We start from the raw sequence: 25,847 nt of genomic DNA, 5'->3' as shown, positions 1-25,847 counted from the left end.
CGCCTGACCGGGCTTTCGCGTCTCCACGGCCCGTATCCGGCCGGCTACCCGGCCAATCCCGCGAACATGACCAGTACGGCCACGGCCATCACCCCCGTGGCCAGCCAGCCGAAAACCCGCAAACGGCGTTTGACCACGAACTTGCCCATGACATCGGCCCGCCCGGAGAGGAGCATGATCATGGCCATGATCGGCACGGCAATGACGCCGTTTATGACCGCGCTCAAAAACAGCGCCTGGATCGGGTCTACGGGGGCCAGGTTGATGGCCACGCCAAGCAGCGTGCATACGGCCAGGACCATGTAGAAGCCCTTGGCCCGCAACAGCTCGCGGCCAAGGCCGATCTTCCACTTGAAGGCCTCGGCCACGGCATAGGCGGCCGAGCCGGCCAGGGTCGGCACGGCCAGCATGCCCGCTCCGATCATGCCGGCGGCAAAGAGCCAGAAGGCGAAATCCCCGGCAATGGGACGGAGCGCCTCCGCCGCCTGGGCCGAGGTCTGGATGTTCGTCACCCCGTGGCTGTTGAGGGTCACGGCCGCCGTCAGCATGATGAAAAAGGCGATCAGATTGGAAAAGACCATCCCCACGTAGGTGTCGAGCTTGATGCGGGCAAAATTGCGGGGGGCCTGCTCCGGGGCTTCCTTGAGCGGTTCCTCTCCGGGTTCGGCGCGCTGCTCCTCCACTTCCTGGGAGGCCTGCCAAAAGAACAGATAGGGGCTGATGGTGGTGCCAAGGACCGCCACCACGCCGGCCGCATAGGCAAGCGTCAGGGGAACGGAAGGAACGATGACCTGATAGGCCACCTCGCCCCACGGCACCTCGACGACAAAGGCAATGCCGACATAGGCAAACAGGGCCAGGGTCAGGGTTTTCAAAAACGGGGCATAGCGGGGGAACGGAACGAAGACCTGCAACACCAGGGAAACGACGCCGAAACCGATGGCATAATGCTGCCAGGATCCGCCGCCGAGCATTTCCACGGCCGCGCCCATGGCCCCGACATCGGCCGCGATGTTGATCGTATTGGCCATAAACAGCAGCCCCACGAGGCCCCTGAGGAGCCAGGGGGGGAAATGGCCGCGGATGTTGGCCGCGATGCCATTGCCCGTGACGCGGCCGATTTGCGCGCTCACGATCTGGATGGAAATCATGAGCGGAATCGTCAGGACGCAGGTCCACAACATGCCGTAGCCGAAGGCGGCGCCGACCTGGTTGTAGGTGGCGATTCCGCTCGGATCGTCGTCCGCCGCGCCGGTGATGAGCCCCGGCCCGAGCTTCTGCAGCAAGGTTTTATCCTTGGGTGGCGTCCGGTCGGAGTTATGCATGGGCCACCACGTCCGGATGGCGGGGAAGGCGGTCCTTGGCGAAGGACAGACACGGGCGGGGAAAACGATCGGCCGATACGTGAGCGGGTGGGAACTGCACAAAAGACTCCGTAGAGAAAAATGTGGCGACAAAAAGCCGGGCAACCGGGGGCCAATGGCGCGGACTGCCGTCCGCCTCGCGCGCGCTCCCCGGAAATGGGGGAACGAGCGCAAGGATCAGGGAAGATCCCATTTTCTTATGCGGCATTCCGTTATCCGCGTCAACGGCGGCACGGGGGAGACCGCTTGGCCGGGATATCCGCGACGGCCACGGGAAAAAGCCGGTCCCGGCCGAACGGCACGGGACCAGGATGGCGGGAATCGGGGGAACCGTTTGCGGAAAAGCGAAGGGGAAGGAAAAAACGCGGACGCGGTCGAAAAACGCTTACGGCCGACGGCCCTCGACCACCCGGTCGCAGCCGGCCAGATCGCGGCGCACGGCCACATCGGCAAAGCCGCTCGCGGCCAGGATGTCCGCCGCCTCGCCGCCCTGCTTCCAGCCGATCTCGACCAGGAGCCAGCCCCCCGGAGCCAGGGCGTCAAAGGCCGCCTGGGCCACCACCGGCACGGCCTCAAGCCCGGTCTCCCCGGGCACAAGCGCCGCCAGCGGCTCGAAGTCCCGGACTTCGCGGGAGCACTCGCCGTATTCCGCCTGGCTCACATAGGGCGGATTGGAGACCACCAGCCCATACCCGCCGTCCCGGGCCGGCAGGGCCGCGAAATCGGCCTCCACGAACGCCAGCCGGTCCGCCACCCCGTGCCGCGCGGCGTTCTCCCGGGCCACGGCCAGAGCGTTCGGGCTTCTGTCCAGGGCCAGGCCCACGGCCGCCGGGAACTTGCTTGCCAGCGTCACGGCCAGGCAGCCCGACCCCGTGCCAAGATCGGCAAACGCGGCCACATTCCCGGCCGGAAAAAGGGCCAGGGCCCGGTCCACGATCAGTTCGGTCTCGGGCCGCGGAATGAGCGTGTCCGGGGTGACGCGAAAATCCAGGCCGTAGAACTCCCGTTCCCCCAGCAGATAAGCCACCGGCTCTCCCCGGCCCCGCCGGGCCACCAGCGGCCGGAAGGCGTCCAGCTCGTCCGGCGTGAGAGGCCGGTCCATGGCCAGGATCAGCCCCAGCCGGTCCAGCCCCAGGCTGTGCGCCAGCAGCAGTTGGGCCGACAGCTTCGGCGCGTCCACGCCCTTGCCGGCGAGGTAGGTTTCCGTCTTTTGCAGGATCTCCCGGATGGTCGGGGCGCGTTTGGCGGAGGTGGCGGCAGGGGGAGTGCTGTCGGGGGTGTGGATGTCGGCGGTCATGGGAAGAAGATGCCTCCGGCGGCCGAGGGACGGCACGCCCCGTGCCGGCTACCCGATGTCGGCCTGGGCTTTCAGGGCTTCGGACTGGTAGTGGGCGATCAGCCCCTCGCACAGTTCGTCGAGGTCGCCTTCGAGCACGGCTTCCAGGCGGTAGAGCGTCAGGTTGATGCGGTGGTCGGTGACGCGGCTCTGGGGGAAATTGTAGGTCCGGATGCGTTCGGACCGGTCGCCGGTGCCGACCTGGGAGCGGCGGGTGGCTTCCTGTTCCAGACGCTGCTTTTCCTGTTCGATCTGGAGCAGGCGGGAGCGCAGGACCTTTAAGGCCTTGGCCTTGTTTTTGTGCTGGGATTTTTCGTCCTGGCAGATGACGACCAGTCCCGAGGGGACGTGGGTGACGCGCACGGCCGAGTCGGTGGTGTTGACGGACTGGCCGCCGGGACCGCTCGACCGGTAGACGTCGATGCGCAGGTCGTTGGGATCGATGGCCACGTCGACTTCCTCGGCTTCGGGCATGATGGCGACCGTGACGGCCGAGGTATGGATGCGGCCTTGCGATTCGGTGGCCGGCACGCGCTGGACGCGGTGGGCCCCGGATTCGTATTTGAGGCGGCTGTAGACCTTGTCGCCGGCAATGGAGGCGATGACTTCCTTGTAGCCGCCGGAGCCGGTTTCGGACTGGCTCATGAGTTCGACCTTCCAGCGCCGGGCTTCGGCGTACCGGCAGTACATGCGAAAGAGGTCTCCCGCGAAAAGCGCCGCTTCCTCGCCGCCGGTGCCGGCCCGGATTTCAAGAAGGATGTTCTTGTCGTCCATGGGGTCCTTGGGCAGGAGCAAAAGCTTCAAGCGGGCTTCGATTTCGGGCAGGGCCTCCTTGATGGCCTTGATTTCGGCCAGGGCCAGCTCCCGCATTTCCGGGTCCGGGTCCTGGGCCATTTCCTGGTTTTCTTCCAGGTCGCGCGACAGTTGCTTGTGCTCCCGAAAGGCGGCCATCATATCGGCCATGTCGGCGTGGGCCTTGGTCAACTTGCGGTAGCGTTCCTGGTCGTTGACCACGGAGGGATCGGAAAGCTGTTTTTCCAGCTCCACGTATTTGCGTTCGAGGCTCTCGAGTTTGGCGAACATGAAACGTCTCCGAAGCGGGGGGAGCGGGACACGCTTGCCGCATTCCCCGGCTGGGGTTGGGAACGGACCGGATGAACCGGGCGGGCCGGGGGGCCGATCGAAGAGGCTCGGGGTCAGGAAGCCGGCTGACGATCCACCGCGCCGCGAAGGGCGGCCAGGGCCACCTCGATCTGCCGGTCGTCGGGTTCCTTGGTGGTCAGGAGCTGCATCAAGAGCCCGGGGGCCGAAATCAGGCGGCAGACGAGGCTGGTGTGAAACTTGCCCGCCACTTTGATGACTTCGTAGGCCACGGCGCTGACCGGCGCCATGAGCGCGAGCTTCAGGGCCACGATGTAGGCCTGCTTGATCCAGCCGGTCGCGGGCGCGTAAAAAGTCAGGAGCCAGGGGATCAGAAAGGCGTAGAGCACGATGGAGATGGCCAGCACGAAGAGCAGGAAGGCCGTGCCGCACCGGGGGTGCAGGCGGGAGAAGCCGCGCGCTCCGGCCGGGGACAGTTCCGCGCCCTGCTCGTAGGCCCAGATGACCTTGTGTTCGGCCCCGTGGTACTCGAAAACCCGGCGCACGTCCGGCAGGTAGGAGATGGCCAGGATGTAGCCGAGAAAAAGCAGCATCTTGAAAAGGCCGTCCCAGACGTGGAAGCTTAAGGCCTCCACGCCGCCGGACAGGCCGGCCGCCTTCATGCCCAGGGAAAAAAGATGCGGCGTCACCACGAACAGCAGCAAGGCGAAGCCGATGGACGCGGCCAGCGTCAGGCCCATGGCCCACGGCCCGATCTCGCCTTCGTCCCCGTCCTCTTCCACGGCCATCTGGGCCGAGAAATTAAGCGCCTTGATGCCGTTGACCAGGGTTTCGAGCAGGATGGGAAACCCGCGCAAAAAGGGTTTGCGCAGGATTTTGGCGGCGGTCAGGGTGAACCAGGGGCGCACGTCGAGATGGATGTCGCCACCCGGCTTTCGCACGGCAATAGCCAGCCGCTCCCGGTCGCGCATCATCACCCCTTCCATGACGGCCTGACCACCCACGGTCGGTGCGGCGAAAAGGAGGGGCAGGAGGAATCCGGTGCGCTTCATGAACGGTACCCCGGGCTGGCCGCCGGGCGCGAGGGCCCGGCGGAGGATGGAAAAACCCGCACTAGGCCTTGGGCTGGTCGAACTTGGCGTACTTTTTCCGGAAGCGGTCGATGCGGCCGGCGGTGTCGAGGAAACGCTGCTTGCCGGTGTAGAACGGATGGCAGTTGGAGCAGACTTCCACGAGCATCAGCTCGCCCTTGGTGGAAATGGCCTGGGCTTCGAACCCGCAGTTGCAGCGGATGGTGGCCTTGAAGGTCTTGGGCTGAATATCCTTGTTCATCTGGCGACTCCTTGAATGGCCCTTTCGGGAAAGCGAGATCAATTAACGCCTTTTTATCGGCTTGGCAAGTCCTGGGAACGTTTTCTTCGTACCCGGCTTTTTCCCCAACCCGCCTTTGAGCTTTGCCGGCCTTCATGCTAGAAACTGCGATCCGTCAACCCTCTCAAGGATCAACTATGTCCATCTGCAGCAAAAACTCCATCTGTTCCGATATCCTGCGCACCCACATGGGAAAGCTCGGCCAGTCCGACGGGCTGGCTCCGGAAACCATCCTGGCCGCGGTTGACGCCGGCACCATGGTCGTCCTTGCCAATCCCGCCCACAAGGGCGTCACCCCGACCTTGATCGGCCAGCCGGCCCGGGTCAAGGTCAACGCCAACATCGGCACCTCCATGCTGGTGACCGACGTGGCCATGGAGCTCGAAAAGGCCAAACTCGCCAAGAAGGCCGGGGCCCACGCCCTCATGGACCTGTCCACGGCCGGCGACCTGACCGAAATCCGCAAGAGCATCCTGGCCGCCACCGACCTGCCGCTCGGCACGGTGCCCCTGTACGCCGTGGCCCAGCGCCACGTGGCCAAGGGCAAGGACCCGAGCGATTTCGGGGAAGACGAGATCATCGCCGAGATCGCCGAACAGGCGGCCAGCGGCGTGGACTTCATGACGCTGCACTGCGGGGTCACCCGCCGGGGCGTGGAACTGGCCGCCGAGTCCGGCCGGGTGACGGGCATCGTCTCGCGCGGCGGCTCGATCCTCGGCCGCTGGATGCGCCGCCACGAGGCCGAAAACCCGTTTCTGACCCGCTACGACGACATCCTCGACCTCTGCCTGGCCCACAACGTGACCATCAGCCTCGGCGACGGCCTGCGTCCCGGCTGCGGCGCCGACGCCGGAGACGGGGCCCAGTGGGAAGAGGTGATAAACCTCGGCCGGCTGGCCGACCGGGCCAAGGCCCGCGGCGTCCAGACCATGATCGAGGGACCGGGCCACGTGCCGCTCCACCTCGTCCAGGGCCAGATCCAGGGCATCAAGCGCCTGACCGGCGGGGCCCCGCTCTACGTTCTCGGGCCGCTGACCACGGACTGCGCCCCGGGCTACGACCACATCGCCGGGGCCATCGGCGGGGCCATGGCCGCCTATTTCGGCGCGGATTTCCTGTGCTACCTGACCCCGGCCGAGCACCTCACCCTGCCCGGCCCCGATGACGTCTGGGCCGGCATCAAGGCCAGCCTGGTGGCCGCCCAGAGCGCGGAAACGGCCCTCGGCCGGCCGGCGGCCGTGGCCCGCGATCTTGGCATGTCCAAGGCCCGGGCCGACCTCGACTGGGAGGCCATGGCCTCCTTCTCCCTGGACCCGGACCTGCTCCACAAGCGTCGGGCCATGCACAGCAAGGAAAAGGAATGCGCCATGTGCGGGGCTCTTTGCGCCATGCGCATGATGACCGGCGAGAACTTCGAATGCCCGTCCCCCAAGGACGGCGAGGCCAAATAACACCCCACGGCCGGCCCGCGCGGAGGACGCATGCACACCCTGGTACTGCTTCGCCACGGACAAAGCGCCTGGAACCTGGAAAACCGCTTCACCGGCTGGACCGACGTCGGCCTGACCGAAGCGGGCCAGGCCGAGGCGGCCTCGGCCGCCAGGCTCCTCGCCGACGGCGGCTACGACTTCGACGCCTGCCTGACCTCGGTCCTGTCCCGGGCCATAAAGACCCTGGACATCGTCCTTGACGGCATGGACCGGCTGTGGCTGCCCGTCACCAAGTCCTGGAGACTCAACGAACGCCACTACGGGGCCCTGCAAGGCCTCAACAAGGCCGAGACGGCCGCCCGATACGGCGACGAGCAGGTCTTCGTCTGGCGCCGGAGCTTCGACACCCGGCCTCCGGCGCTTGCTCCGGACGATGCCCGCTTCCCCGGCCGCGACCGCCGCTACGCCGGCCTCACCGACGCCGAACTGCCGCGCACCGAGTGCCTCAAGGACACCGTGGCCCGGGTCCTGCCCTTCTGGAACGACACCATGGCCCCGGCCATCCGTTCCGGGACCCGCCTGCTCGTGGCCGCCCACGGCAACTCCATCCGCGCCCTGGTCAAATACCTCGATGCCGTCAGCGACGCGGACATCACGGAACTCAACATCCCGACCGGCGTGCCGCTGGTCTACGAACTCGACGACAGCCTAAGGCCGCTTCGCCACTTCTACCTCGGCGACCCCGAGGCCATCGCCAAAAGTGTGGCCGCCGTGGCCGCCCAGGGCAAGGCGAAGTAAGGGAAAGATGCCTCCGGCGGCCGGGAGGGGGTCACCCCCTCCCGGACCCACCCGGAAAGGATGATGGACAGACGGCAAGGTGCCATCCCCGGTGCCACATCGACATACGCCCGCAAACGACCGCGAGCCCCCGCTTACCCTCTCCCGCTCACCCCGTCCGGGGGGCCGGGGGGGCGTGACGTCCCCCGGACACGGCATCTTCCCTACGCCCTGGCCGGCCGCGCTTCTTCCTCGACCAGCCCGAGCGGGGCCCGGCGGTCGCGCACGAACGAGTTGCCGGGCCGGGATTTGGCGTATTTTTTCACCGCCGCCGCCCGCAGGCCCAGCTCGTCCATGGTCACGGGCACGGCAAAAGCGCAGTCGATGACGCCGATGGAGATGGTGAGCAGGTCGAAGCGGCCCTCCCGGCCGTCGCGGCCCTGGCCCTCGATGTAGCCGCGTTCCCGGTCCTCGGCGCTGTAAAGGGCCGGGGAGGCGGCGGCGAAGGCCCGGACCACGGCCTCGCAGACGGGGTCCACGGAGTCGGCCTGGCACAGGAGCACGAAATCGTCGCCCCCGACATGGCCGACGAAGTCGTCCGGCCCGCCGTGGGCGGCCAGGGCCTCGCCGAGGATGCGGGCGGTCATGAGGATGGCCTTGTCCCCGTCCTGGAAGCCGTAAACGTCGTTGAAGACCTTGAAATTATCCAGATCGGCGTAAATGAACGAGGTCGGCCGGGCCGATTCGGCCCTTCTGGCGATCTCGCGCTCAATGGCCACATTGCCGGGCAGCCCGGTCAGGGGATTGGCCCCCTTGGCCATCTCCACCTGGACGCAGGCCAGGGTGTCGAGGATCTTTTGCACCGACACCATGCCGGAAAGCCGCCCCCGGCAGGTGACCAGAATCGGGTCGTAGAGCTTGTCCCGGTCCCGGGCCATGGCCGCCTGGGCCGCCACTTCCACGGGCGTGTCCCACTCCACGGCCAGGGGTGAACAGTCCATGATCCGGCTGACGTCGCGGCGCAGGAAAAGGGCCAGCCCGTACTGGGAGCTGAGTAGCCTGTCCAGGTGGTGGCTCATGATGAGCCCCTCGGGCCGGCCGGCCTCGACCACGGCCACGGCGTGGATGTCCTCGTTGCCGTCGAAAAACTGCTTGACCTCGCCGACCGTGGCCGCGAGCGGCACCTGGTGCGGCCGCTCGGCCAGGTCGTTTATGGGCAGGGAGCACTTGGAGCCGTCGGCGGCCTGGCTCGCCCCCCGGGTGATGGCCAGCCGGCAGGCCTCCCCGGGCTGGCTCGGCGCGTCGGCCGGCCGGCCCAGGAAATAGCCCTGGCCGAAATGGACGCCGAGCCGGATGAGGCAGGCCAGCTCCGCCTCGGTCTCGATGCCCTCGGCCACCATGCGGCAGCCCACCTTGTCGGCAAAGGTCAAGAGCGTTTCGAGGAGGGCCCGCTTGACCGGGTTGGTGTCGATGCCGCGCACGAGGGACATGTCGATCTTCATGAAATCCGGCTGGATCTCGGCGATGGACACGAGCCCGGAGTAGCCCGTGCCCACGTCATCCACGGCCACGCCGTAGCCGGCGTCGCGGTAGTGGGCCAGGGTGCGGTGGAAGAGGTTGAAATCCTTGACGCTATGGCGCTCGGTGATCTCGAGGACCACCTCGCGCGGCTCCATGCCGTACTTGTCGAGCAGCCGGCGCGTCTCGCCCGGGGTAAACGCCGGGTCGAGGAGCGTGCGCGGGTGGACGTTGCAGAAAAGCTTGGCCCCCTGCTCCCTGGGGGCGAAGCCCCGGATGGCCGCCTCGCGGCAGACCTTTTCCAGGGCGAAGATGGCCCCGGCCTCCTCGGCCACGTCAAAGAGCATGGCCGGCGAGGCCAGCGTGGTGCCGGCCGGCCCCCGGGCCAGGGCCTCCCAGGCGAAGACCGACCCGGAACGCAGGTTGACGATGGGCTGGTACACGGCCCGGACCCGGCCGAGTTCGAGGATCTCCCGGAATTCCCGCAGGGCTGGGGCCACGGTCTTGCCCCCGGCGTGGCCGGCCTGGCGCGAAGCCTCGGCCAGGGCGGCGATCAGCGCCACGTCCAAGCCGGCCACGCCCTGGGCCAGGACCTGGGCCGCGCCGCAACGGATCTCGGGATCCTGGCCGGTCAGGCGGACCGAGGCCTCGCGCAGGCGGCTGCGGGCCTCCAGGCGCAGGGCCGCAGCCGTGCGTTCGAGTTCCTCCGGGACGGCGGCCTGCCCGCCGAGTACCACCAGCACCCGCGACGGCTCCAGGGTCTCCACAAAGCAGACCGGAAAACCGGAGAGGCGCTCCCGGGCCACCTGGTCCACCTCCCCGGCCAGGGACTCGGCCAGGGCCTCGGCCACCTCAGGCCGAAAAACCCGACGCAGGAGGGAGAAATCGTGGATCTGCAGGAGGACTAGGCCGAGAAACCCGCCCCGGCCCACATGGCCGGCCACCAGTTCCCGGCGCGGCCCCCGCAGGAGTTCCGGGACATGGCGCCCCCGCGGCATGCCGGCTTCGGGAATGAAGCCCTGTTCCAAACGCGGTGAAAACTGCATAGGCGTCCTTAACATAAACCTGCCTCGGGAAGTCTCCCCGGCCCAGCGGCCAAACCGTGTCCAGCTATCCCGAACGGGGCCCGGCCGTGGCCGCGCCCCCCCGACGTTTCCATGACGATTGGGTGACACGGCCGCCGGACGCAACCGCGCGCCGCGCTCCCCGCTTGACCGGAAACGCGTTTGGGCTAGCATGTCCCCATGCGCGCCCACACCGTCATCGTCGGAGCCGGCATCCTCGGCCTGACCCTGGCCCGGGAACTGCTGGCCCGGGGCGGGGACGGCATTGTCTTGCTTGACAAGGAGGCCGGGCCCGGCCGCCACGCCTCGGGACGCAACAGCGGCGTGCTCCACGCCGGCATCTACTACGCCCCGGACACCCTGCGGGCCAAGACCTGCCTGGCCGGCAACCGCCTCATGCAGGCCTACTGCCTGGAACGCGGCCTGCCCCTTTCCCGGTGCGGCAAGGTCATTGTGGCCCGCAGCGAGGCCGAGCTGCCGGGACTTATCGCCCTTCGCGACCGGGCTCTCGCCAACGGCGCCACCGTGCGGCTGGTGGACGAACGGGAACTGGCGGAAATCGAGCCCCAGGCCCGGACCGCCGGGCAGGCCCTTTTTTCCCCGGAAACGGCCGTGGTCGATCCCAAGGCCATCCTGGCCGCCCTGGCCCGGGACGTGGAAATGTCGGGCCGGGCCCGCATCCTGTGGAACACCCGGGCCGTCGGCCCCAAACGGCCGGGGGTCCTGGCCACCCAAGCCGGGGATATCGAATACCAACGGCTGGCCAACGTGGCGGGGGCCTATGCCGACAAGCTGGCCCACGCCTTCAGCCTTGGCCGGAACTACCGGCTCGTGCCCTTCAAGGGCGTCTACCGGAAGCTGCGGCCCCAGGCGGCCCGGCTGGTCCGCGGCAACATCTACCCCGTGCCGGACCCCAGGAACCCCTTTCTCGGGATCCACTTCACCCGCAGCCTGTCCGGCGAGGTCTCCATCGGCCCGACCTCCATTCCGGCCTTTGGCCGGGAGAACTACGGCCTCCTCTCGGGCCTGGACCTGGAGGCCGCCTCCATCCTCCTTCGCGACGCCCTCCTTTTCGCCGTCAACCCGGGTTTCCGCTCGGTGGCCCTGTCCGAACCGCGCAAATACCTGTCTGCGCCTTTCTTCGCCGACGCCTCGCGGCTCTTGCGCGATCTGAAGCCGGAAGACGTAGTTCCGTCGGACAAGGTCGGCATCCGCCCCCAGCTCGTGGACGTCAAAGCGAGCCGGCTCGTTTCCGACTTCGTGCCGGAAGAGGGCCCGCGCGAACTCCACGTCCTCGGAGCCATCTCCCCGGCCTTCACCGCCTCCATGGCCTTCGCCCCCTGGCTGGCCGACCGGCTGGCCGGGCTGGCCGGCTGAGCCGGACCCTCGGAAAACGGGTTCCCCGGCCGGCCGAGTCGCCGGTTTGCCGGCCGAAACGGTTGCAAAAAAACCGGTTGCGGGTACCATGGGTTGCAATCAACCCTGTCTGGCCCGCATCCGAAGCCGAAAAACGGTCCGACACGAGGCAGCATGCAGCCGACGCCCTCCTACGCCCCTCTGGCCGCCGCCTTTTCGCCCTGGGAACCGGGCGCCTTGCCGCTGGTCGTCTTTTTCGCGGTGGTGCTGGCGCTTCTGGCCGCCATCCTCTTTCTGTCCGGCTTCCTGGTCCGGCGCCGGCCCAATCCCGACAAGCAGCGCCCCTACGAATGCGGCATCCTGCCGACGGGCCCGGCCCGGTTCCGCTACCCGGTCCCCTTTTTCCTGGTGGCCGTTTTCTTCCTCATCTTTGACGTGGAAACCGCCTACATCGTGTCCTGGGCCGTGGCCTGGCCCGAGCTCGGCCTGCCCGGCTACCTGCGCATGGCCGTTTTCATCGTGGTCCTCGGCCTCGGCCTGGCCTATGCCTGGCGCAAGGGCGGGTTGGACTGGGACGAGGAGGAGGGCCTGTGACGGAACCGCTCGATGCCCTGTTTCGGCCCACGGATCACATCATTAATTGGGCCCGCAAAAACAGCATCTGGCCCTTTTTCTTCGGCCTGTCCTGCTGCTTCGTGGAAGAGGCCACGGCCTGGGGGCCGCGCTACGACATCGCCCGCTACGGCTCGGAAGTCTTCCGGGGCTCGCCCCGGCAGGCCGACGTGCTCATCGTCTCGGGCACCCTGTTCACCAAGGTGGCGCCGGTGGCCCTTCGCCTCTACGAGCAGATGAGCGACCCCAAGTGGGTCATCTCCATGGGCTCGTGCAGCAATTCCGGCGGCATGTACGACGTCTACTCCGTGGTCCAGGGCACGGACCAGATCCTGCCCGTGGACGTCTACATCCCGGGCTGCCCGCCCCGGCCGGAAGCCCTGTTCGACGGCCTGCTGCTGCTGCAAAAAAAGATCGCGGCCGGGGAGAAGCCGACCCGGCCGGTGCTGCACCTGTCCGGCGGCAACGAAGGCGGACGTCGCGACTTCCTGGTCGAGGACGTGAGCAAATCCCGGGACACGCGCGGTCCCGGCTACGCCGGCATCCCCATCCGGGGCACGGCCGCCACCGAACCTCGCTTTTGGGGTTCCCGGGCCGAAATCATGTGGACGCCGCCGGCGCCCCGAACGACGCTGCGGCCCGACCAGCAGGTGGTGGCCGCGGATCTGGCCGCCGTGTTCGGCCCGGACATCACGCTTACGCCCGATGCCGGCGACATGCCGACCTACGTGGTGGCCCCGTCGCGGATCATCGAAGTCCTCGCCCACTTGAAGCACAAGGCCCCGACCCGGTTCGAGCGCCTGGAAGACCTGACCGCCATCGACGAGACGGCCCGCCGGGACCGGCCGGGCCACGACGCCACGGTGGTCTACACCCTGACCTCGCTGTCCACGCCCGGCATGGTCCGGCTCTCCTGTCCGCTGCCGACCCGGGACGCGGCCATCGACACGGCGACGGGCCTGTGGCCCTCGGCCGACTGGTACGAGCGCGAGGCGGCCGAGATGTTCGGCCTCTCCTTCACGGGCCATCCGGACCCCAGGCGGCTTTTGACCCACCGCGACTGGACGGGCCATCCCCTGCGCAAGGAGTACGAGGGCCGGGCCACCGGCCGGGCCCCGTTCCTCCGGGCCGACTGCGCCCGCCTGGAACCGGTGGACGCCCGGGAGATCCTCGGCAAGCGGGCCGACGCCGGGGATTATCTGCTTAATTTCGGGCCCCACCACTACGCCACCCACGGCATCTTCCGCTATGTCCTGGCCATGCGCGGCGAGCGCATAAAAGCCCTTGGCATGGACATCGGCTACCACCACCGGGGCGTGGAGAAGATCGGCGAGCGCCAGACCTGGCACCAGTTCATCCCCTACACCGACCGGGTGGACTACCTCTCCGGCGTGGCCAACAACCTGTCCTACGTGACCGCCGTGGAGACCCTGGCCGGGATCACCGTGCCGCCCCGGGCGGCCTACGCCCGGGTCATGCTGTCGGAGCTCTTTCGCATCTCCAACCACCTCATGTATTTCGGCACCTTTCTCCAGGACCTCGGCATGATGAGCCCCATCTTCTACGCTCTGCGAGAGCGCGAGATGGTCCTCGACATCATCGAGACCATAACCGGCGGCCGGCTCCATCCGGCCTGGCTGCGCATCGGCGGCATGGCGGCGGACCTGCCCGAGGGCTGGAAGGACATGGTGGACGCGTTCGTCAGGATCTTCCCGGGCCGGCTCAAGGAATACCACGCCGGGGTGACCAAAAACCCGATCCTCAAGGCCCGGTGCCAGGGGGTCGGCTGCATCGCGGCCGCCGACGCCGTGGACTGGGGCATGACGGGCCCGAACCTCCGGGCCACGGGCGTGTCCTTCGACCGGCGCAAGACGATGCCCTACGGCGCCTACGCGGACTTCGATTTCGACGTGCCGACCCGGGACGCGGGCGACTGCTATGCCCGCTATCTCGTGCGCATGGACGAGATGCGGGAAAGCCTTCGCATCGTCGAGCAGGCGGCCGCCCGGATGCCGTCCGGCCGGTGGCTCTCGGAAGACGTCCGCTACAGCCTGCCCCAGAAGTCCGAGGCCCTTAACGACATCGAAAGCCTTATCCACCATTTCGTGAACGTCACCCGGGGCCCGCGCCTGCCGGCCGGCCAGGCCTATGCCGCGACGGAAGCCCCGCGCGGGGAGCAGGGCTATTACGTCGTGTCCGACGGCGGCTGCCACGCCTACCGCATGCGCATCCGCACCCCGGGCTTCGCCAACATCCAGACCCTGCCGCTGATCGCCGAGGGTCTGCGCATTGCGGATTTCGTGGCCGTCCTGGCCTCCTTCGACTACATCCTGCCGGATATCGACCGATGACGCCGCACCCATTATCCATTCGTCCCTTTCCAGGGGGTCCGGGGGGGATGATCCCCCCCGGCGGGTCCAGGGCAGAGCCCTGGCCGCCGGAGGCATAACGATGGCACTTCCCAAAGAACTTGTGGCCGACCTCAGCGGCATGGTGGCCACGGCCGAGCGGACCCGCGAGGCCGCCATCGACGTCATGTACGCCCTGCAGCGCCACTACGGCTACCTGTGCGACGAGGCCATGGAATACGCGGCCAGGCTTCTCGGCATGACCACGCTCGAACTCGAATCCCTGGCCACCTTCTACGACTTTCTCTACCGCCGGCCGGTCGGGCGCTACGTCATCCACGTCTGCGACTCGGTGGTCTGCTGGATGTTCCACCAGGACTCCATTTTCGACTACCTCTGCCGCACCTTGGGCGTCCCCCCGGGCGGCACCACCGAGGACGGCCTTTTTACGGTGCTGCCGGCGGCCTGCATCGGCAACTGCCACAACGCCCCGACCATGCTCATAAACGGCCGCTTCTACGACCGGCTGCACCCGGAGAAGATCAACGCCATCCTGGACGAACTGCGGGCCCAAACCACCGAGGAGGACATCCGGTGCAAGTGACCCCGCCGCTGGTGCTGTTCAAAAACCGCCACTACGGCCGGCCGACCACCTTTGACGAATACAGGGCCGGCGGCGGCTACGAAGCGCTTTTTGCCACCATCGGCAAGCGCACCCCGGCCGAGGTCACCCAGATCGTCCTCGACGCGGACCTGCGCGGCCGGGGCGGGGCGGGATTCCCGGCCGGGCGCAAGTGGCAGGGCATCCCGGCCGGCTACGTCGGCCCGCGCTACGTGGTGGTCAACACCGACGAGATGGAACCCGGCACCTTCAAGGACCGGGTGCTGGTCAATGTGGACCCGCATCTGGTCATCGAAGGGATCATCCTGTGCGCCTACGCGGTTTCGGCCACCCTTGGCATCTGCTTCATCCGGCCGTCCTACGAGGCCGACGCCCGGCTGCTCGAGCGCGAAACGCAGGTGGCCCGGAACAACGGACTTCTCGGCAAAAACATCCTGGGCTCGGATTTTTCCTTCGACATCCACATCCACCGGAGCGCCGGCCGCTACATATGCGGCGAGGCCTCGGCCCAGATCAAGGCCATTTCGGGCCTTCGCCCCAATCCCAGGAAGGGCGGCCCGCGCACCAGCGTCAAGGGGCTGTGGGACTGCCCGACCATCGTCAACAACCTGGAGACGCTGGCCAACCTGCCCGGCATCGTTGCCAACGGCCCGGCCTGGTTCAAGGGGCTCGCCCACTCGGAAACCGGCTCCGGAACCAAGCTTTTTTCCGTCTCGGGTCGGGTGGTCCGGCCGGATTGCTACGAGCTGCCGATCGGCACGCCGCTGCGGGAAATCATCTTCGACCACGCCGGCGGCATGCCGCCCGGACGGGTCATCAAAGCCGTCATCCCGGGCGGGGCCTCCTCGCCGTTCATGCCCGAGAAGTACCTTGACCTGCAGATGGATTTCGAACCCATGCGCAAGGCCGGCCAGCGGCTCGGCACGGCCTCGATCATAGTCTTCGACCAGAACACCTGCCTGGTCGGGGCCACGCTCAATCTGATGGAATTTTTCGCCCGCGAGTCCTGCGGCTGGTGCACCCCGTGCCGGGAGGGCCTGCCCTACGTACGCGACCTGCTGCGCCTGATTGAGGGCGGCGAGGGCCGGGAAGAGCACATCGACATGATCAAGGACATGGGCAAGGCCATGCTGTCCGCCTACTGCGCCTTCGCCCCGGGCGCGGCCGAACCGCTTTTGAGCCTTTTCACCCACTTCGAGGCCGAGGTCCGCGAGCACCTGCGCCAGAAGCGGTGTCCCTTCGGCAACCCCCCGCCCGCCCTTCGCGGCAAGGCCTGCGGCACCCGGCCCGCCAACTTCGGCCCGACGCTGTGTCCGGAGGACCAATGCCCGATCTGATCATCGACGGCCGTCCGGTCACCGTGGCCAAGGGGAAATCGGTCCTGGAGGCGGCCGAGGCCCTTGGCATCATGATCCCGCGATTCTGCTGGCATCCGGCCCTTTCCGTGGCCGGGGCCTGTCGGATGTGCGCGGTGATGTTCGTGGACGGCCCGGTCAAGGGACTGGAGATGAGCTGCATGACTCCGGCCACGGACGGCATGGTGGTGGAGACCTTCCATCCCGAGGCCGTGGCCTTTCGCCGCCACGTGGCCGAACTCCTGATGATCAGCCATCCCCACGACTGCCCGGTCTGCGACGAGGGCGGGCACTGCCTGCTCCAGGACGAGACCATTTCCGCCAACCACGGCCTTCGCCGCTGGCCCGGCCGCAAGCGGACCTACCTGGACCAGGACCTGGGGCCTTTCGTGCAGCACGAGATGAACCGCTGCATCCACTGCTACCGCTGCGCCCGGTTCTACCAGGACTACGCCGGGTACCTCGATTTCGGACCCATGCAAAACGCCAACCGGGTCTATTTCGGCCGCTTCGAAAACGGCCCCCTGGAGAGCCCCTTTGCCGGCAACCTGGCCGACATCTGCCCGACCGGGGCCCTGACCGACAAGCCCGCGCGCTACAAGTCCCGGCGCTGGGAATGCGAGCGGTCGGCGTCGGTCTGCCCGCACTGCTCCCTTGGCTGCAACACCGTGGCCCTGTCCCGCTACCGGCAAGTCCTGCGCATCGAGGGCCGGCCCAACGCGGCGGTCAACGGCTATTTCCTGTGCGACCGGGGCCGGTTTTCGAGCGGCTTCGAGTCCAACCCGGCCCGGCCCCGGCAGGCGGTCATCAAGGGCCGGCCAGCCAGCCTCGGCGACGCCCTGTGCCTGGCCGCCGGCCGGCTGGCCGAGACCGTGGCCCGCCACGAACCCGCCGCCGTGGGGGTGGCCGGCTCGGTCCGCTCCTCCATGGAAACGCAAGCCGCCTTGGCCGCCCTGGCCAAAGCCGCCGGCTGGACCGGACCGGCCTTTTTCCCGACCCGGGACGGTCAGGCGGCCGTCGGCGAGACGCTGGCCGTCCTGACCCCGGACCGGGCCCGGTCCATGGCCGATCTCACCCAGGCCGACGCCATCCTGTGCCTTGGCGTATCCCCGCTGTTCGACGCCCCCATGCTGGCGCTCGCCCTGCGGCAGGCCGTCCGCCAACAGAACGCCGCCGTGGTCGTGGCCGACCCGAGGCCCGTGTCCCTGCCGCTCCCCTTCGACCACCTGCCCGTGGCCCCGAGACACCTGCCGGCCGTGCTGGCCGTCCTGGCCGGCCCGGCGGCCGAGGCCGCCACCCAGGCCCAAAAGCGCCTGCCCTTTGCCCCGGAACTGTGGCCGGTGCTGGAAAAGGCGGCCCAGACTTTTGCCGCGGCCAGCCGCCCGGCCCTGGTCTTCGGCCCGGCCCTGGCCGGGCCGGTGGCCGCCCTGGCCGACGGCGGCCGGTTCGGATTCTTTCCGGTCCTCTCCGGCCCCAACGCCGCCGGCGCGGCCCTGATCGCCGGCCCGGATGCCCCGACCCACGACGACCTGGCCGACGGCATCGAGGCCGGCCGGATAAAGGCCCTTGTCGTGGCCGAGGCCGATTGCTTCGCCGTCTCTCCCCGGCTGGCCGCCCTCCTCGACCGGCTCGAAACCCTCGTCGTCTGCGACCACCTGCCGACCCCGACCGTGGCCCGGGCCCACGTCTTTCTGCCAACCGCCACGATCTTCGAGGCCGGCGGCATTTTGGTCAACAACGAAGGCCGGCTGCAGCAAGCCGACCCGGTCCAGGCCCCGGGCCTGCCCGTCCTTTTCGACGGCCAGGGCGGCCATCCGCCGCGCCCCTACGACCGCGCCCTTCCCGGCACGGACCCGCGCCCGGGACAGGTCCTGTGCGCCGCTCTGGCCGGCGAACTGCGGCTCCCCTGGCGGCAAACGCCGCTGGCCGCCCTGGCCGCCGGCAATGCGGCCCTTGCGGGCGTCGATTTCGCGGCCCTGCCCGAGGCAGGCCTGCGGCCGGACTACGGCCGTCTCCAGGCCGAAGCCGCGCCGACCGGTCCGACCGGCCCCTCCGGGCAGCCGGCCCCCTTCCCGGCCGGCGGGGGACTGGCCGTGATCCTCGATGACGCCCTCTTCGGCACCGAGGCGTTCGGCCGCTATGCCCCCCTGGCCGTGTCCCTGGCCGGGAAAGCCGACACGGATGGGGTCGTGCTCCTGCACGCCGACGACGCCGCCGCCCTGGGCCTTGCCGACGGGGTGGCCGCATTTCTCGAGGCCGGCGACCGGCTGGCCCCGGTCCGGGTCCGCACCAGCCGGCGGATGGCCCGGGGCGTGGTGGTCGTGCCCCGATTGCCGCAATTTTCGATCCTGCCCGCGACCCTCGGCCCGTGCGGCCTGAGGAGGAAATAGGCCATGGACATCCTCCTGGGCGTCGGCGTCATGCTGGTCAAAATGGCGGTCGTCCTGGCCGTGGTCTTCGGCCTGGCCGCTTACATGATCCTGATCGAGCGAAAGCTCCTCGGCCGGTTCCAGGTCCGCTACGGCCCGAACCGGGTCGGACTCTTCGGCCTGCTCCAGCCCATCGCCGACGGCCTCAAGATGCTGCTCAAGGAAGACATCATCCCGGACGGCGTGGACCGCCGCATCTTCCTCGTCGCCCCGGCCATCGTGGCGGGCGCGGCGCTCCTCGCCTTCGCCGTGGTGCCCTTTGGCGACGGCCTGACCCTCTTCGGCCACCCCGTGCCCCAGGTCCTGGTCGACACCGACGTGGGGCTCCTGGTCCTGGTCGCCCTGTCGTCCCTGGCCGTCTACGGCATCGCCCTTGGCGGCTGGACGTCGGACAACAAGTACAGCCTCCTTGGCGGCATCCGGGGCGCGGCCCAGATGGTCAGCTACGAGCTGGCCCTTGGCCTGTCGCTCATCCCGGTGGTCATGCTGACCAGATCGCTCAACCTCTCGGCCATCGTGGCCGCCCAGGCCGGCCTGCCCTTCGCGCTTATCCAGCCCGTCGCCTTCGTCATTTTCATCATCAGCGCCCTGGCCGAAACCAACCGCATCCCCTTTGACCTGCCCGAGGCCGAAAACGAACTGCAGGCCGGCTACCACACCGAATACTCCGGCATGCGCTTCGCCCTTTTCTACGTCGGCGAATACGTCAACATGATCCTCTTGGGCTCCATCACGGCCGTCTTTTTTCTGGGCGGCTGGCACGGGCCGTTTCTGCCGCCCATCCTCTGGCTGGCCATAAAAGTCCTGGCCGTACCGGTCTTTCTCATCTGGACCCGGGCCTCCCTGCCGCGCCTGCGCTACGACCAGCTCATGGGTCTCGGCTGGAAGGTCCTCGTGCCCCTGGCCCTGGTCAACATCCTCGTCACCGGCGCGATCCTCGCGGCCGGGGCGTAAAGAGAGCCGCCATGGAAGACGAACGCAACAAACCGGGCCTCGTGCGCGAGGTCCTGGACGGCGTGGCCGGACTGGCCGGCTCCTACGCCGCGACGCTTACCCACCTGTTCCGAAAGCCCGTCACCGAGCAGTACCCGGAATACAAGCGCCCCCTGCCCGCCCGGACGCGCGGCCGCATCATCCTCACCCGCTCGCCCGACGGCCGGGAGCGGTGCGTGGCCTGCTACCTCTGCTCCGGCGTCTGCCCGGTCAACTGCATCTCCATGCAGTCCGAGGAAGGGCCGGACGGCCGGAGGCAGGCCGCCTGGTTTCGCATCAATTTCGCCCGCTGCATCTACTGCGGCCTATGCGAGGAGGCCTGCCCGACCTTGGCCATCCAGCTGACGCCCGAATTCGCCTTTTCCAAGGACGCCATCGCGGACTTCGTCTACGAAAAGGAAGACCTGCTCGTCAGCCACGGCGGCAAGGACCCGGCCTACGATTTCTACGCCCACGCCGGGGTGACGGCCGGCGGCCCCAAGGGCGAACATATCGGCGAGGACGAGCCCGTGGACGTCAAAAGCATTCTTCCCTAGGACACGACCATGACAGCCCTTGGCGCCCTCTTTTATCTCCTTGCCGCCGTGCTCCTCGGCGCGGCCGTCCTGACCGCCACCCGGCGAAACCCCATGCACGCCGTGTGCTGCGCGGTCATCACCTTCCTGGCCGCGGCCGGGATGTTCGTGGTCCTTGGCGCGCCGCTGCCGGGCGTCCTCGAAGTGGTGGTCTACGCCGGCGCCATCATGGTGCTTTTTCTCTTCATCATCATGCTCCTTGGCCTGTCGGCCGGCACCGGCCCGGTCAGGGCCGGCCGGCTGGTGGTGCCGGGGGTCCTGGCCGCCGCCAGCCTGGTCGCCCTTTTCGCCCTGATCGGGGCCGATCCGGCCGGCCGGACCATGCTGCCCGCGGCCATCGCCTCCCCGGCGGCCGTCGGCACGGTCCTTTTCGACGCCTACTGGCTGGCCGTGGAGGTCGTCTCCCTGCTCCTTTTCGCCGCCCTGGCCGCGGCCCTTCTTTTCGGCCGGGCCCCCAAGGCCCGGACAACCGGAGGCCACGCCGCATGAACGTGCCCCTATCCCATGTCCTGGCCGTGGCCGCCGCCCTCTTTGTCGTCGGCGCGGTCTGCGCCGCGGCCCGGCGGCAGATCCTCATGATCCTGGTCGGGGTGGAATTCATGCTGACCGCCGCCTGCATCGCTTTCGTCGGCGCGGCCCTGGCCTGGGGCAACCTCGACGGCCAGGCTGCGGTCATCATCATCATGGGCGTGGCCGCGGCCGAGGTGGGCCTGGGCCTGGCGCTTCTCGTCCACGGCCGGCGCTCCGGCGGCACGGCGGACGTAGAAAGCTACAACCGGCTCTCGGGGGAATAATGGCCGCACTGCTTGCCACCATGCTCCTTTTCCCCCTGGCCGGGGCGGTGTTCCAGGCCGGCTGGGGACTGGCCGTCGGCCGCCGGGCCTCGGGACTGTTGGCCGCCCTGGCCGTGGCCGGCTCGTTCGCGGCCGCCGCCCTGGCCGTCTGGAATCTCGGCGTCGCGCCCGAGCACGTCTCTTTCGGGTCCTGGTTCGGCTTCGACGGCTTCTCGGCCGCCTTCTCGCTCCTCTACGACCGGGTGGCCGGCATCATGGCCGTCACCGTCACCTTCGTGGCCCTGCTCATCCACCTCTATTCCGCCCTCTACATGCGCGAGGACAAGTCCTATTCGCGCTATTTCTGTTATTTGAACCTCTTCGTCTTTTTCATGCTGGTCATTGCCCTGGCCGACGATCTGGTCTTTCTCTTCCTGGGCTGGGAGGGCGTGGGCTTTTGCTCGTTTGCGCTCATCGGCTTCTGGCACGAAGAGCTGGGAAACGTCGACGCCGGGCGCAAGGCCTTTCTCATGACCCGGGTCGGCGATCTGGGCTACGTGGCCGCCCTGGCCCTGGTCATCGCCCTGTTCGGCCACGCCTCCATCACCGACCTCGCAGCCAAAGCCGAGAGTCTGTCCCCGGGCATGGCTGCGGCCATCGGCTTCGGCTTTCTCTTCGCCGCCTGTGGCAAGTCGGCCCAGCTGCCGCTCTCGGCCTGGCTGCCGGACGCCATGGCCGGCCCCACCCCGGTCTCGGCGCTCATTCACGCCGCCACCATGGTGACGGCCGGCGTCTACCTCCTCATGCGCCTGGAGCCGCTTCTGGCCTACGCCCCGTCCGTCGGCGCCACGGCCGCCGTCCTCGGCGCGGCAACGGCCCTTTACGGCGCGGCCTGCGCCCTGGGGCAGCGCGACGTCAAACGCATCCTGGCCTATTCGACCATAAGCCAGGTCGGCTACATGTTCGTGGCCGCCGGTTGCGGCGACGTGGCCGGGGCGCTTTTCCACCTGCAGACCCACGCCTTTTTCAAGTCGCTCCTTTTCATGTGCGCCGGCATCATGATCCAGGCCTGCCACGAGGAGCACGACATCTTCCGCATGGGCGCGGCCCTTCGCCGCAAGATGCCCGGCCTCTTCGTCCTTTTCGCCTGCGGCGCGGCCGCCCTGGCCGCCCTGCCCCCGACCTCGGGCTGGTTCAGCAAGGGCCGGATCCTGGCCGACACCCTGGCCCACCCCGGTTCGCCCTTTTTCCTGGTCTTCCTGCTCGGCGCGGCCGCCGCCTTGCTGACCGCCGTCTACGTCTTCCGCCTGCTCTTCGTGGCCTTTTTCGCCAATCCGGCCGAGCCGGCCCCCCTGGCCTCGGATCCGGCCCTGGCCAAGATGGAGCGGCCGCTGTGGCCCCTGGCCGTGCTGGCCCTGGCCTACGGCTTTGTGAACCCGCCGGAATTCATGCACATGCGTCCCTGGCTCGACGCCTACCTGGCCGGCACCGCCACCCCGGTGCCCATGGAAGTCGAACAGGTGGAGCCCATGATCGGGCTCCTCGACGCCGTCATCGCCCTGGCCGGCCTGCTCGTGGCCTGGCTCGTCTACCGGCCGGCCAGGCAGGTGGCCGGCGCCCCGGCCGGCTGGCTGACGGCCGGCCTTGGCCTCGACATGCTCTACCGCCGTTTCCTGGCCCGGCCCTATTTCCGGCTCTCGGCCTTTCTCTGGCGCGGCGTCGACGAAGACGTCCTCGACGGCGCGGCCATGGGAACGGCCCTTGGCCTCTCCGGCCTGTCCGACAGCCTGCGCCGGGCCGGCGGCGGCCGGATCGCCGCCTCCCTCGTCACCCTGTTTGCCGCGGCCGCCGCTGTGCTCGTCTGGCTCGCGGTCCGCTCGACCTGAAGAAACCGGAGCGATCATGCGGCAATTGCCCTGGCTGACATTTCTCGTTTTCTGGCCCCTGGCGGCGGCCATGCTCATGCCCCTTTTCCGAGGTTCCGTTGCCGCCTGCCGCCGTTTCGCCTTGGCCGCCGCCGGCATGGAGCTTATGCTCTCCGTCCTGGTGGTCCTTCTTTTCGCCGCCGGCCGGCCCGACCTGCCCGTGGTCGAGGACGCGGCCTGGATACCGGAGCTCGGCATCCGCTACACGCTGACCTGCGACGGCCTGAGCCTCGTCTTCGTGGTCCTGACCGCCTGTATCGGCCTGTGCTGCATGGCCGCCTCGCGCCACGACGACACCCGGCGCCCGGCCCTCTACCACGCGCTCATCCTCTGCTCCCTGGCCACGGTCCAGGGCGTGTTTCTGGCCACCGACCTCTTTCTCTTCGCCCTTTTCTGGGAAGCCCAGCTCGTGCCGGTCTTTTTCCTGATCGGCGTCTTCGGCCACGGCGACCGGATGCGGGTAGCCATCAAGTTCTTCCTTTTTTCCGCCGTGGGCGGCCTGCTCATGTTCCTGGCCGTCATCGCCCTGGGGATCTACGCCGCCGACGGCCCGAACGGTCCGACCTTCGCCCTTTTCGACCTCACGCGCCTGCCCCTGCCCGTGACCACCGGCCGCTGGCTCTTCGCCGCCTTTGTCCTGTCCTTTGCCATCAAGATCCCGCTGGTGCCGGTCCACATGTGGCTGCCGGACGCCCACACCGAGGCCCCGACGGCCGGCAGCCTGATCCTGGCCGGCCTGCTCCTTAAAACCGGCGGCTATGCGCTGATCCGCTTCGCCCTGCCCCTTTTCCCGGAAGCGGCCCTGGCCTTCGCCCCGCTCCTGACCTTCCTCGGCCTGGCCGGGCTCTTCTACGCCTCGGCCGTGGCCCTGGCCCAGGAGGACGTGAAACGGCTGGTCGCCTATTCGAGCATCGGCCACATGGGGCTCGTAGTGGTCGCCATCGTGTCCGGCAGCCGGCTGGCCCTCGGCGGGGCGGTCCTTTTGATGGTCAGCCACGCCCTGACCTCGGGCGGCCTTTTCGCCCTGGCCGGCATGATCGGGGAACGTCTCGGCAGCCGCCGCTTCGAGGTCTTGGGCGGGCTCTGGAACCGGGCCCCGGCCTTTGGCGCGGCCTTTCTCTGCTGCGTCCTGGCCGCGGCCGCCCTGCCCGGGCTCTCGGGGTTTGTCGGCGAGGCCATGATCGTGTTCGGCCTTTTCAAGGCCCATCTCGCGGCCGGCCTTTTCGCCGTGGCCGGCATGGCCGTGACGCTGGCCTACCTGCTCCGTCTGGCCCGGGACGTGCTGTTCGGTCCGGCCCAGTCGTCGGCCCTTTTTCCGGACCTCGACGCCCGCGAGACCACGCTCTTGGTTTCCCTGGTCCTGGCCATGCTCTGGCTCGGGCTTTTCCCGGGCCCCGTCCTGTCGCTCGTGTCCGGCCCCCTGGACCTGATCGCCGGCCACGTCTGGCCGGCCCTTTCGGGACCCGGCTTTTGACCATGAGGAACGCCCATGACCCCGACCCTTGCTGAACTCCTGCCGCATCTGGCCCTGGCCCTTGGCGGTCTGGCCGTCCTGGTCGCGGCCATGGTCCGGCCGGTGCCGCCGCGCGGGCTCATGCCCGCCATCGCCGCCGTCTTCGCCCTGGTCCCCGGCCTGTGGGCCTTTTGGCCGGGACTGCCCGCCAGCGGCATGACCCGGTTTTTCGCCGGGCTTTTAAGCGCCATCACCCTGGCCACCCTCGGCCAGCTGGCCCGCTACGCCGACCGGCGCGGCTTCGCCGGCGACTCCCTCTACGGCCTGGTCCTGTGGTCCGCCCTTGGCATGCTGCTTCTGGCCGAAGCCACCAACTGGCTGCTGCTGCTCCTTGGCCTCGAACTGGCTTCGCTTTGCCTCTACGCCCTGGTCGCCTCCCGCACCGCCGACGGGCTCGGGGCCGAGGCCGCGCTCAAGTACTTCCTGCCCGGAGCCATGGCCCTGGCCGCCCTGGCTTTTGGCATAAGCCTCATCTACGCCGGCAGCGGCACCCTTGAGATCACCGATTCCCTGGCCGCCGCATCGCCGCTGGTGGCCGCCGGCCTCGGCCTCGCCCTGGTCGGCATCGGCTTCAAGCTGTCCCTGGCCCCGGTCCACCTCTGGACCCCGGACGCCTACCAGGGCGCGCCCGCCCCGGTGGCCGCCTTCCTGTCCACCGGGTCCAAGGCCGCCACCGCCGCCGCCCTGCTCCACCTGTGCGCCGATGCCGCGCCCGAAGCCATGGCCGTGCTGGCGCCCGTCCTGGTCATCGCCTCGGGCCTGACCATGGCCGTCGGCAACATCGGGGCCCTGCGCCAGAAAAGCCTCAAGCGCCTGCTGGCCTTCTCCTCCATCGGCCAGATGGGCTACATCGCCATGGCCGCCCTGGCCGTCAACGACGGCGGCGGCGAGGCCGCGCTTTTTTACCTCGCCGCCTACGCCCTCATGGACCTCGGCGCCTTCGGGGCCCTCGGCGCCCTCTCCGGCGAGGCCCATGACCGCGATGCCGTCAGCTCCTACCGGGGACTCGGCTACGTCCATCCCTGGCGGGCCGGGGCCCTCGCCCTCTGCCTGCTGTCCCTGGCCGGCCTGCCGCCGACGGCCGGCTTCATCGGCAAATTCCTGGTCTTTGGCGCGGCCCTGCGGGCCGGCTACACCGGGCTTGCCGTCTTCGGCATCCTCATGGCCGTCATCGGCATCTTCTACGCCCTGCGCGTCGTCGCCACCCTCTACATGCGCGAGGGCGTCGAAGCCTACCCCGTCGTCCCGGCCCCGGCCGGACCGGCCGCCAGCCTGGCCCTGTGGGCCGTCTCGGTCGGGGTCCTGGCCCTCGGCCTCTTCCCCGGCCCGTTGCTGGCCGCCATCGGGAAGCTCGTCGGCGGGCAATAGGGGAAAAGATACGATGC

The 25,847-nt window shown here is 68.6% G+C and carries 21 protein-coding genes; 15 read left to right on the top strand and 6 right to left on the bottom strand.

The annotated features are described in order from the left end of the window. Positions 1–44: 44 nt before the first annotated feature. The 5 genes from DFW101_RS01410 to rpmE form a co-directional block, all read right to left on the bottom strand. Positions 45–1,286: an NRAMP family divalent metal transporter gene (locus tag DFW101_RS01410; RefSeq protein WP_198285076.1), complete on the bottom strand. Its 1,242-nt coding sequence runs from the start codon at positions 1,284–1,286 to the stop codon at positions 45–47. A 463-nt stretch (positions 1,287–1,749) separates the two neighbouring features. Continuing rightward, positions 1,750–2,661 (bottom strand): peptide chain release factor N(5)-glutamine methyltransferase, encoded by a 912-nt coding sequence (prmC, locus tag DFW101_RS01405; RefSeq protein WP_009179751.1) that lies wholly within the window; start codon positions 2,659–2,661, stop codon positions 1,750–1,752. A gap of 48 nt (positions 2,662–2,709) precedes the next feature. Next, positions 2,710–3,783, bottom strand: a complete 1,074-nt coding sequence (gene prfA, locus DFW101_RS01400; RefSeq protein ID WP_009179750.1) for a peptide chain release factor 1 — start codon at positions 3,781–3,783, stop codon at positions 2,710–2,712. Positions 3,784–3,896: 113 nt separating this feature from the next. Further along, complete coding sequence (locus tag DFW101_RS01395; RefSeq protein ID WP_009179749.1) at positions 3,897–4,853, bottom strand: DUF1385 domain-containing protein; 957 nt, start codon at positions 4,851–4,853, stop codon at positions 3,897–3,899. 61 nt (positions 4,854–4,914) lie between these two features. Continuing rightward, on the bottom strand, positions 4,915–5,133 hold the full coding sequence (rpmE, locus tag DFW101_RS01390) for a 50S ribosomal protein L31 (protein ID WP_009179748.1): 219 nt from the start codon (positions 5,131–5,133) through the stop codon (positions 4,915–4,917). 176 nt (positions 5,134–5,309) lie between these two features. Between rpmE and thiC the strand changes: the two genes are divergently transcribed. Then, on the top strand, positions 5,310–6,623 hold the full coding sequence (gene thiC, locus DFW101_RS01385; protein ID WP_009179747.1) for a phosphomethylpyrimidine synthase ThiC: 1,314 nt from the start codon (positions 5,310–5,312) through the stop codon (positions 6,621–6,623). Between the two features lie 30 nt (positions 6,624–6,653). After that, positions 6,654–7,400, top strand: a complete 747-nt coding sequence (gpmA, locus tag DFW101_RS01380; RefSeq protein ID WP_009179746.1) for a 2,3-diphosphoglycerate-dependent phosphoglycerate mutase — start codon at positions 6,654–6,656, stop codon at positions 7,398–7,400. A gap of 203 nt (positions 7,401–7,603) precedes the next feature. Here the strand turns inward: gpmA and DFW101_RS01375 are convergent, their stop codons facing one another. Further along, entirely contained in the window at positions 7,604–9,943 is a 2,340-nt protein-coding gene (locus DFW101_RS01375; RefSeq protein ID WP_268743547.1) for a GGDEF domain-containing protein, read from the bottom strand. 198 nt (positions 9,944–10,141) lie between these two features. Here DFW101_RS01375 and lhgO point away from each other — a divergent pair, with 198 nt between their 5' ends. The 13 genes from lhgO (at position 10,142) to DFW101_RS01310 (ending at position 25,830) form a co-directional block, all read left to right on the top strand. Further along, positions 10,142–11,338, top strand: coding sequence for an L-2-hydroxyglutarate oxidase (gene lhgO, locus DFW101_RS01370; RefSeq protein ID WP_009179744.1), 1,197 nt, complete (start codon positions 10,142–10,144; stop codon positions 11,336–11,338). Positions 11,339–11,491: 153 nt separating this feature from the next. Next, entirely contained in the window at positions 11,492–11,911 is a 420-nt protein-coding gene (locus DFW101_RS01365; RefSeq protein ID WP_009179743.1) for an NADH-quinone oxidoreductase subunit A, read from the top strand. Then, a complete protein-coding gene (locus DFW101_RS01360; protein WP_009179742.1) occupies positions 11,908–14,280 on the top strand; it encodes an NADH-quinone oxidoreductase subunit B/C/D in 2,373 nt (790 codons plus the stop codon). The genes DFW101_RS01365 and DFW101_RS01360 overlap by 4 nt, the downstream gene beginning before the upstream one ends. Positions 14,281–14,380: 100 nt before the next feature. Then, positions 14,381–14,881, top strand: coding sequence for an NADH-quinone oxidoreductase subunit NuoE (gene nuoE, locus DFW101_RS01355; RefSeq protein ID WP_009179741.1), 501 nt, complete (start codon positions 14,381–14,383; stop codon positions 14,879–14,881). Continuing rightward, complete coding sequence (locus DFW101_RS01350) at positions 14,872–16,236, top strand: complex I 51 kDa subunit family protein (RefSeq protein ID WP_009179740.1); 1,365 nt, start codon at positions 14,872–14,874, stop codon at positions 16,234–16,236. Before nuoE ends, DFW101_RS01350 begins: the two co-directional genes overlap by 10 nt. Beyond that, the gene (gene nuoG / locus DFW101_RS01345; RefSeq protein ID WP_009179739.1) at positions 16,224–18,644 is read left to right on the top strand and encodes an NADH-quinone oxidoreductase subunit NuoG; all 2,421 of its coding nucleotides are present in this window, start codon (positions 16,224–16,226) and stop codon (positions 18,642–18,644) included. The genes DFW101_RS01350 and nuoG overlap by 13 nt, the downstream gene beginning before the upstream one ends. Before the next feature lie 3 nt (positions 18,645–18,647). Next, complete coding sequence (nuoH, locus tag DFW101_RS01340) at positions 18,648–19,637, top strand: NADH-quinone oxidoreductase subunit NuoH (protein WP_009179738.1); 990 nt, start codon at positions 18,648–18,650, stop codon at positions 19,635–19,637. 11 nt (positions 19,638–19,648) lie between these two features. Continuing rightward, positions 19,649–20,212, top strand: a complete 564-nt coding sequence (nuoI, locus tag DFW101_RS01335; protein ID WP_009179737.1) for an NADH-quinone oxidoreductase subunit NuoI — start codon at positions 19,649–19,651, stop codon at positions 20,210–20,212. 9 nt (positions 20,213–20,221) lie between these two features. Continuing rightward, positions 20,222–20,740 (top strand): NADH-quinone oxidoreductase subunit J family protein, encoded by a 519-nt coding sequence (locus tag DFW101_RS01330; RefSeq protein WP_009179736.1) that lies wholly within the window; start codon positions 20,222–20,224, stop codon positions 20,738–20,740. Then, on the top strand, positions 20,737–21,045 hold the full coding sequence (gene nuoK / locus DFW101_RS01325; protein ID WP_009179735.1) for an NADH-quinone oxidoreductase subunit NuoK: 309 nt from the start codon (positions 20,737–20,739) through the stop codon (positions 21,043–21,045). The genes DFW101_RS01330 and nuoK overlap by 4 nt, the downstream gene beginning before the upstream one ends. Then, positions 21,045–22,910, top strand: coding sequence for an NADH-quinone oxidoreductase subunit L (gene nuoL / locus DFW101_RS01320; protein ID WP_009179734.1), 1,866 nt, complete (start codon positions 21,045–21,047; stop codon positions 22,908–22,910). The genes nuoK and nuoL overlap by 1 nt, the downstream gene beginning before the upstream one ends. A gap of 16 nt (positions 22,911–22,926) precedes the next feature. After that, entirely contained in the window at positions 22,927–24,423 is a 1,497-nt protein-coding gene (locus DFW101_RS01315) for a complex I subunit 4 family protein (protein WP_009179733.1), read from the top strand. Positions 24,424–24,438: 15 nt separating this feature from the next. Continuing rightward, on the top strand, positions 24,439–25,830 hold the full coding sequence (locus DFW101_RS01310; protein ID WP_009179732.1) for an NADH-quinone oxidoreductase subunit N: 1,392 nt from the start codon (positions 24,439–24,441) through the stop codon (positions 25,828–25,830). Positions 25,831–25,847 lie beyond the last annotated feature (17 nt).

Origin of the sequence: Solidesulfovibrio carbinoliphilus subsp. oakridgensis, from assembly GCF_000177215.2 — a bacterium.
GTDB lineage: Bacteria > Desulfobacterota > Desulfovibrionia > Desulfovibrionales > Desulfovibrionaceae > Solidesulfovibrio > Solidesulfovibrio carbinoliphilus.
This window is presented reverse-complemented; position numbering and strand designations above follow the sequence as displayed.

Bases quoted from the DNA above. Each gene is read 5' to 3' on its own strand.
- prmC (WP_009179751.1), bottom strand. From the start codon at position 2,661: ATGACCGCCGACATCCACACCCCCGACAGCACTCCCCCTGCCGCCACC.
- prfA (WP_009179750.1), bottom strand. From the start codon at position 3,783: ATGTTCGCCAAACTCGAGAGCCTCGAACGCAAATACGTGGAGCTGGAA.
- DFW101_RS01395 (WP_009179749.1), bottom strand. From the start codon at position 4,853: ATGAAGCGCACCGGATTCCTCCTGCCCCTCCTTTTCGCCGCACCGACC.
- rpmE (WP_009179748.1), bottom strand. From the start codon at position 5,133: ATGAACAAGGATATTCAGCCCAAGACCTTCAAGGCCACCATCCGCTGC.
- thiC (WP_009179747.1), top strand. From the start codon at position 5,310: ATGTCCATCTGCAGCAAAAACTCCATCTGTTCCGATATCCTGCGCACC.
- gpmA (WP_009179746.1), top strand. From the start codon at position 6,654: ATGCACACCCTGGTACTGCTTCGCCACGGACAAAGCGCCTGGAACCTG.
- DFW101_RS01375 (WP_268743547.1), bottom strand. From the start codon at position 9,943: ATGCAGTTTTCACCGCGTTTGGAACAGGGCTTCATTCCCGAAGCCGGC.
- lhgO (WP_009179744.1), top strand. From the start codon at position 10,142: ATGCGCGCCCACACCGTCATCGTCGGAGCCGGCATCCTCGGCCTGACC.
- DFW101_RS01365 (WP_009179743.1), top strand. From the start codon at position 11,492: ATGCAGCCGACGCCCTCCTACGCCCCTCTGGCCGCCGCCTTTTCGCCC.
- nuoE (WP_009179741.1), top strand. From the start codon at position 14,381: ATGGCACTTCCCAAAGAACTTGTGGCCGACCTCAGCGGCATGGTGGCC.
- nuoG (WP_009179739.1), top strand. From the start codon at position 16,224: ATGCCCGATCTGATCATCGACGGCCGTCCGGTCACCGTGGCCAAGGGG.
- nuoH (WP_009179738.1), top strand. From the start codon at position 18,648: ATGGACATCCTCCTGGGCGTCGGCGTCATGCTGGTCAAAATGGCGGTC.
- nuoI (WP_009179737.1), top strand. From the start codon at position 19,649: ATGGAAGACGAACGCAACAAACCGGGCCTCGTGCGCGAGGTCCTGGAC.
- DFW101_RS01330 (WP_009179736.1), top strand. From the start codon at position 20,222: ATGACAGCCCTTGGCGCCCTCTTTTATCTCCTTGCCGCCGTGCTCCTC.
- nuoK (WP_009179735.1), top strand. From the start codon at position 20,737: ATGAACGTGCCCCTATCCCATGTCCTGGCCGTGGCCGCCGCCCTCTTT.
- nuoL (WP_009179734.1), top strand. From the start codon at position 21,045: ATGGCCGCACTGCTTGCCACCATGCTCCTTTTCCCCCTGGCCGGGGCG.
- DFW101_RS01315 (WP_009179733.1), top strand. From the start codon at position 22,927: ATGCGGCAATTGCCCTGGCTGACATTTCTCGTTTTCTGGCCCCTGGCG.
- DFW101_RS01310 (WP_009179732.1), top strand. From the start codon at position 24,439: ATGACCCCGACCCTTGCTGAACTCCTGCCGCATCTGGCCCTGGCCCTT.